Consider the following 590-nt stretch of genomic DNA (forward strand, 5'->3'; position numbering starts at 1 on the left):
CCGGTGCGCTTTATCTGCGCGCCTCCGGTATCAAGGCTTTTGCCTATACGCCGACCGATCTCTATGGCCGGACGGATGCAGCTGCCGATGCGTTCATCGCGCTGTCGGCCTCCGGGCAGAGCCGCGAAATCTACGACGTCATGCGCGAGGCGTCGGGCGCGCCGCGCCTGGCGGTCTGCCGTGGCAGCGGCAATCCGCTGGCTGATCTGACTGGTGCTGTGCTTGCCACGGATTCTGGCGCCGACAATGGCGCAAGCTCCACCGGCTATACCGGGACCTTGCTGGCGCTCGGCATGCTGATCGACAGGCTCGCCGGCAACAGATTCGACTGGACGACTTTGTCACCTGCAGCCGCCACCGTCCTTTCCGGTGCGCAAAGCGCTGCCGGGCAGGCGGCCCGGCTGCTGCAGGGCAGAACATCCATCGACATCGTCGCCGCCGGTGTCGGCTTCGCCAATGCCGGCGAGGCGGCGATGCTGATACGCGAGGCGGTGCGGGTGCCGGCATCGGGATGGGACACGCTGAACTATCTGCACGGGCCGATGGAATCGCAGGATGCGGCGACCGGACTGATCGCCATCGGCCCGTGC

Annotated in this window: 1 pseudogene; it reads left to right on the forward strand. The window is 66.9% G+C overall.

The annotated features are described in order from the left end of the window. Positions 1–590: pseudogene (locus EOA22_RS36540) on the forward strand (sugar isomerase); the annotation flags it as partial.

This window comes from Mesorhizobium sp. M7A.F.Ca.US.014.04.1.1, from assembly GCF_003998745.1.
In the GTDB taxonomy this organism is placed as follows: domain Bacteria; phylum Pseudomonadota; class Alphaproteobacteria; order Rhizobiales; family Rhizobiaceae; genus Mesorhizobium; species Mesorhizobium ciceri.